General features: G+C 62.9%; 6 protein-coding genes and 2 pseudogenes. 7 read left to right on the forward strand and 1 reads right to left on the reverse strand.

Going from position 1 to position 5977, the window contains the following annotated elements; genetic code table 11:
* Positions 1–85 precede the first annotated feature (85 nt).
* The 7 genes and pseudogenes from tnpA (QTI66_RS39080) to QTI66_RS39110 form a co-directional block, all read left to right on the forward strand.
* A complete protein-coding gene (gene tnpA, locus QTI66_RS39080; RefSeq protein ID WP_286565757.1) occupies positions 86–520 on the forward strand; it encodes an IS66-like element accessory protein TnpA in 435 nt (144 codons plus the stop codon).
* Positions 496–846 (forward strand): IS66 family insertion sequence element accessory protein TnpB, encoded by a 351-nt coding sequence (gene tnpB, locus QTI66_RS39085; RefSeq protein ID WP_286565758.1) that lies wholly within the window; start codon positions 496–498, stop codon positions 844–846. Before tnpA (QTI66_RS39080) ends, tnpB (QTI66_RS39085) begins: the two co-directional genes overlap by 25 nt.
* 95 nt (positions 847–941) lie before the next feature.
* Positions 942–2210 (forward strand): annotated as a pseudogene (gene tnpC, locus QTI66_RS39090) (IS66 family transposase); the annotation flags it as partial.
* 84 nt (positions 2211–2294) lie between these two features.
* Complete coding sequence (tnpA, locus tag QTI66_RS39095) at positions 2295–2729, forward strand: IS66-like element accessory protein TnpA (RefSeq protein ID WP_286565757.1); 435 nt, start codon at positions 2295–2297, stop codon at positions 2727–2729.
* Positions 2705–3055 carry an IS66 family insertion sequence element accessory protein TnpB gene (gene tnpB, locus QTI66_RS39100; RefSeq protein WP_286565758.1) on the forward strand — a complete coding sequence of 117 codons (351 nt, stop codon included), beginning with the start codon at positions 2705–2707 and terminating at the stop codon, positions 3053–3055. The genes tnpA (QTI66_RS39095) and tnpB (QTI66_RS39100) overlap by 25 nt, the downstream gene beginning before the upstream one ends.
* Before the next feature lie 104 nt (positions 3056–3159).
* The gene (gene tnpC, locus QTI66_RS39105) at positions 3160–4725 is read left to right on the forward strand and encodes an IS66 family transposase (RefSeq protein ID WP_286565759.1); all 1566 of its coding nucleotides are present in this window, start codon (positions 3160–3162) and stop codon (positions 4723–4725) included.
* 470 nt (positions 4726–5195) lie between these two features.
* Positions 5196–5507, forward strand: a pseudogene (locus QTI66_RS39110) (transposase domain-containing protein); the annotation flags it as partial.
* A gap of 43 nt (positions 5508–5550) precedes the next feature.
* On the opposite strand, the gene QTI66_RS39115 reads toward QTI66_RS39110, so the two are convergent.
* Complete coding sequence (locus QTI66_RS39115) at positions 5551–5832, reverse strand: hypothetical protein (RefSeq protein ID WP_286565760.1); 282 nt, start codon at positions 5830–5832, stop codon at positions 5551–5553.
* Positions 5833–5977 lie beyond the last annotated feature (145 nt).

A 5977-nucleotide genomic window follows, 5' to 3' on the forward strand; every position in this document is an offset into this window, starting at 1 on the left:
AGTAAGCGGGCAATAAACCACGCCCTTCCTTCGAGCGCGACGAAGTGTGAGGCTACGTACCCATGTACAAGAACGTGGACACGTAATGTCAGAGTGGATTTCGGATTTGGCCAGGCGCCTGGTTGTCGGGCGCAAGCGTGATGGACGCAGCATCTATGACGCGCGCGCCAAGCGCGAGTTGGTACTGGCGTGTCGCGAGCCCGGGGTATCGATAGCGAAGCTGGCTCGTGATTGCGGCATCAACGCGAACCAGGTGATCAGTTGGGTGCGCTTGTATGAGCGAGAGCTTGCCAGGGGCGCGGCGCCGAGCGCGGGCGTCGTTGCCCAAGCGAAGACACCGGCATTCGTGGCACTGGACATCGCGGCGGCGCGCCAGGAAGAGGCGTCGTCGTCCATGCACGTGCAGGCACGCCTTCCCAATGGTGTTGTGGTCGACTTGCGCGGTTGTGACATGCAGCAGGTGCTGGCCATGATCGAGGCGCTCGGGGGATTGGGATGTTCCGATTCGACGAAGGGCTGAAGGTCTACCTGCACCGCGAGGCCATCGACTTCCGGGTCGGTCTCAATGGCCTGGCAATCCTGGTCGAGCAGGCCCTCGGGCTGGATCCGTTTGCCGAGGCGGTGTACGTCTTCAGCAATCGGCGCCGTGATCGCGTAAAGATTTTGGGCTGGCAGCGAAACGGATTTTGGTTATTGATGAAGCGTCTCGAGGAAGATCGCTTTATCTGGCCTGACGTCGCGACCGTGCCGACGTTGACGGTGGAGCAACTGCACTGGCTGCTCGATGGCATTGATCTGGCGGTGGTCCAGAAGCACCCTCGTCGCTTCTACGAGCGAGTGGCCTGAGCGATCAACGGCAGCTTGCAAAAATAGTTGCCGAATCTTCCTCGACAATGCGATGTTTGAGGAACGCCTGCACGTCATGTTGATCGAAGCAGGCGATGGTTCAAATGCCCACCGCCGAAGAATTCGCAGCCCTGCAGCAAGCCTTGGCCGAAGCCACCCGGCGCAGCGAATCTCTCGTCGGCGAACTGCGTGTGGTGACCACCGAGCGGGATCTGGCACTGGAGCGGCTGCGCTCGTTGCAGCGTCAGTTGTTCGCCGCCAAGAGCGAGGCCCGCGGCACCGACCAGAAGGACCTGTTCCTCAACGAGGCTGAGGCGCTCGCGCCGACCGCGCAAACACTGCCGGCCGAAGTCGATGACGAAGAGTCGACCCCGGTCGCTGGCCACCAGCGCAAGAAGCGCGGACGCAAGCCGCTGGATCCCGCGTTGCCGCGTGACATCGTTCGTCACGAGCTGCCTGAATCCGAGCGCATCTGCGCGCACGACGGCCACGCGTTGGTGGAGATCGGCGCCGAGGTCAGCGAGCAGATGCACGTCATCCCCGAGCAGGTGCGCGTGCTGCAGCACCATCGCATCAAGTACGCGTGCCCCTGCTGCGACCTGAGCCTGAAGGTCGCGCCGACACCAGCGCGCATCATCCCGCGAGGCCTGCTCACCGAGGAGGCGCAGGCTTGGGTCATCACGGGCAAGTATCAGTTCGGCATGCCGCTGTATCGCACGGCCGTGCTGCTGCGCCGCTTCGGAGGCGACATCGTGAGCAACACCCTGGCCGCAGGTGTGGTGCGCATCGGCCAGGCCGTGCAGCCCATCATCAACTTGCTGCGTGACCACCTGTTGGACTCGGACCTGATCTACGGGGACGAGACGACCGTTCAGGTGCTCAAGGAGCCCGGGCGCAAGGCGCAGACGAAGAGCTTCATGTGGGCTCAGATGAACGGCAGCGGCCCCGCGGTGCGACTGTTTGCTTATGCGCCGGGTCGCGGTGCCGTGCACGCGCACAAGCTCTATGCCGGCATCCGGCGCGGTGCCGCGCTCGTGACCGACGGGTATCAGGTCTACGACGGCATCGCCGCCGACCATGGCCTGACGCATCTTGGATGCTGGGTGCATGCGCGCAGGCCCTTTATCAAAGCCGAGGAGTCGATCCCGAATGCCGCCCGGTCACCAGACCAGCTGGCGACACGGTTCGTCAAACTCATCGGCAAGCTCTACCGGGCGGAGGCGCTGGCCAAGGAGTGGACGTCAGAACGCCGGCAGCGGCTGCGCCAGCGCTACAGCGCTGCAGTGGTCAAGCAGATCGAACAGTTGCTGCTCGCGCACCTGCACGCCGTCGCGCCCTCAAGCCTGCTGGGCGAGGCGCTGCACGTAAGCGGGCAATAAACCACGCCCTTCCTTCGAGCGCGACGAAGTGTGAGGCTACGTACCCATGTACAAGAACGTGGACACGTAATGTCAGAGTGGATTTCGGATTTGGCCAGGCGCCTGGTTGTCGGGCGCAAGCGTGATGGACGCAGCATCTATGACGCGCGCGCCAAGCGCGAGTTGGTACTGGCGTGTCGCGAGCCCGGGGTATCGATAGCGAAGCTGGCTCGTGATTGCGGCATCAACGCGAACCAGGTGATCAGTTGGGTGCGCTTGTATGAGCGAGAGCTTGCCAGGGGCGCGGCGCCGAGCGCGGGCGTCGTTGCCCAAGCGAAGACACCGGCATTCGTGGCACTGGACATCGCGGCGGCGCGCCAGGAAGAGGCGTCGTCGTCCATGCACGTGCAGGCACGCCTTCCCAATGGTGTTGTGGTCGACTTGCGCGGTTGTGACATGCAGCAGGTGCTGGCCATGATCGAGGCGCTCGGGGGATTGGGATGTTCCGATTCGACGAAGGGCTGAAGGTCTACCTGCACCGCGAGGCCATCGACTTCCGGGTCGGTCTCAATGGCCTGGCAATCCTGGTCGAGCAGGCCCTCGGGCTGGATCCGTTTGCCGAGGCGGTGTACGTCTTCAGCAATCGGCGCCGTGATCGCGTAAAGATTTTGGGCTGGCAGCGAAACGGATTTTGGTTATTGATGAAGCGTCTCGAGGAAGATCGCTTTATCTGGCCTGACGTCGCGACCGTGCCGACGTTGACGGTGGAGCAACTGCACTGGCTGCTCGATGGCATTGATCTGGCGGTGGTCCAGAAGCACCCTCGTCGCTTCTACGAGCGAGTGGCCTGAGCGATCAACGGCAGCTTGCAAAAATAGTTGCCGAATCTTCCTCGACAATGCGATGTTTGAGGAACGCCTGCACGTCATGTTGATCGAAGCAGGCGATGGTTCAAATGCCCACCGCCGAAGAATTCGCAGCCCTGCAGCAAGCCTTGGCCGAAGCCACCCGGCGCAGCGAATCTCTCGTCGGCGAACTGCGTGTGGTGACCACCGAGCGGGATCTGGCACTGGAGCGGCTGCGCTCGTTGCAGCGTCAGTTGTTCGCCGCCAAGAGCGAGGCCCGCGGCACCGACCAGAAGGACCTGTTCCTCAACGAGGCTGAGGCGCTCGCGCCGACCGCGCAAACACTGCCGGCCGAAGTCGATGACGAAGAGTCGACCCCGGTCGCTGGCCACCAGCGCAAGAAGCGCGGACGCAAGCCGCTGGATCCCGCGTTGCCGCGTGACATCGTTCGTCACGAGCTGCCTGAATCCGAGCGCATCTGCGCGCACGACGGCCACGCGTTGGTGGAGATCGGCGCCGAGGTCAGCGAGCAGATGCACGTCATCCCCGAGCAGGTGCGCGTGCTGCAGCACCATCGCATCAAGTACGCGTGCCCCTGCTGCGACCTGAGCCTGAAGGTCGCGCCGACACCAGCGCGCATCATCCCGCGAGGCCTGCTCACCGAGGAGGCGCAGGCTTGGGTCATCACGGGCAAGTATCAGTTCGGCATGCCGCTGTATCGCACGGCCGTGCTGCTGCGCCGCTTCGGAGGCGACATCGTGAGCAACACCCTGGCCGCAGGTGTGGTGCGCATCGGCCAGGCCGTGCAGCCCATCATCAACTTGCTGCGTGACCACCTGTTGGACTCGGACCTGATCTACGGGGACGAGACGACCGTTCAGGTGCTCAAGGAGCCCGGGCGCAAGGCGCAGACGAAGAGCTTCATGTGGGCTCAGATGAACGGCAGCGGCCCCGCGGTGCGACTGTTTGCTTATGCGCCGGGTCGCGGTGCCGTGCACGCGCACAAGCTCTATGCCGGCATCCGGCGCGGTGCCGCGCTCGTGACCGACGGGTATCAGGTCTACGACGGCATCGCCGCCGACCATGGCCTGACGCATCTTGGATGCTGGGTGCATGCGCGCAGGCCCTTTATCAAAGCCGAGGAGTCGATCCCGAATGCCGCCCGGTCACCAGACCAGCTGGCGACACGGTTCGTCAAACTCATCGGCAAGCTCTACCGGGCGGAGGCGCTGGCCAAGGAGTGGACGTCAGAACGCCGGCAGCGGCTGCGCCAGCGCTACAGCGCTGCAGTGGTCAAGCAGATCGAACAGTTGCTGCTCGCGCACCTGCACGCCGTCGCGCCCTCAAGCCTGCTGGGCGAGGCGCTGCACTACCTGCACGGCCAGTGGCCCAAGCTCGTCCGCTTCCTGGACAACGGGGCATGGCCGCTGGACTCCAACCCGGTGGAAAACGCCATCAGGCCGTTCGTCGTTGGAAGACGTTCATGGCTGTTTGCCGACACCGTTGGCGGTGCGAACGCCAGCGCGAATCTCTACTCGCTCATCGAGACTGCAAAGGCCAACAACGTCGAGCCGTATCGCTACCTCGTCGCCCTGTTCAAGAAGCTGCCGCTGGCGCAGACGGCCGACGACTACGAGGCGCTACTGCCCTGGAACATCGAACTGACCGCCGCGTAGTTGAACCGTAAGTCCGCGAGGACAGGCCTCGACAGGTGAGCACTCAGCAGAACGCCGGGTTCAACAGGTCAATGCCTGCGCCCTTGCACTTGATCCAAGGCCCCGACGGATGCCCATCTCCGTCCCACGCCAAGAGAGCGGCTTGAGCCTCCCCACGCTGTTCATAGCAGTAACGACGTTCGTATCCGACAACATCCATCCCAACGACGATAGCGGTGGTGAAGTTGAATTGCTTTACAGCACACAACTTCCCTCTGAGCATGCGCAGGTCCGTGTATCCGCTTGCCGACAGCGAGTCCATCAAACTGGAGGAATCAGCTGCCATGCGCGGCTGCGCGCCGACTGATCTTTGCGGGTGTTCGGGGCTCGGGGTCGACGACATCTTCATCATTGTGACTGCGTCGGGAACGAAGGGTCATGGTCCAAATCGAGAACGCTCGGCAAGGACGCGTTTAATTGATCGCCTACCGCTGCACTACCTGCACGGCCAGTGGCCCAAGCTCGTCCGCTTCCTGGACAACGGGGCATGGCCGCTGGACTCCAACCCGGTGGAAAACGCCATCAGGCCGTTCGTCGTTGGAAGACGTTCATGGCTGTTTGCCGACACCGTTGGCGGTGCGAACGCCAGCGCGAATCTCTACTCGCTCATCGAGACTGCAAAGGCCAACAACGTCGAGCCGTATCGCTACCTCGTCGCCCTGTTCAAGAAGCTGCCGCTGGCGCAGACGGCCGACGACTACGAGGCGCTACTGCCCTGGAACATCGAACTGACCGCCGCGTAGTTGAACCGTAAGTCCGCGAGGACAGGCCTCGACAGGTGAGCACTCAGCAGAACGCCGGGTTCAACAGGTCAATGCCTGCGCCCTTGCACTTGATCCAAGGCCCCGACGGATGCCCATCTCCGTCCCACGCCAAGAGAGCGGCTTGAGCCTCCCCACGCTGTTCATAGCAGTAACGACGTTCGTATCCGACAACATCCATCCCAACGACGATAGCGGTGGTGAAGTTGAATTGCTTTACAGCACACAACTTCCCTCTGAGCATGCGCAGGTCCGTGTATCCGCTTGCCGACAGCGAGTCCATCAAACTGGAGGAATCAGCTGCCATGCGCGGCTGCGCGCCGACTGATCTTTGCGGGTGTTCGGGGCTCGGGGTCGACGACATCTTCATCATTGTGACTGCGTCGGGAACGAAGGGTCATGGTCCAAATCGAGAACGCTCGGCAAGGACGCGTTTAATTGATCGCCTACGA

Origin of the sequence: Variovorax brevis, assembly GCF_030317105.1 — a bacterium.
GTDB classification, from domain to species: domain Bacteria; phylum Pseudomonadota; class Gammaproteobacteria; order Burkholderiales; family Burkholderiaceae_C; genus Variovorax; species Variovorax brevis.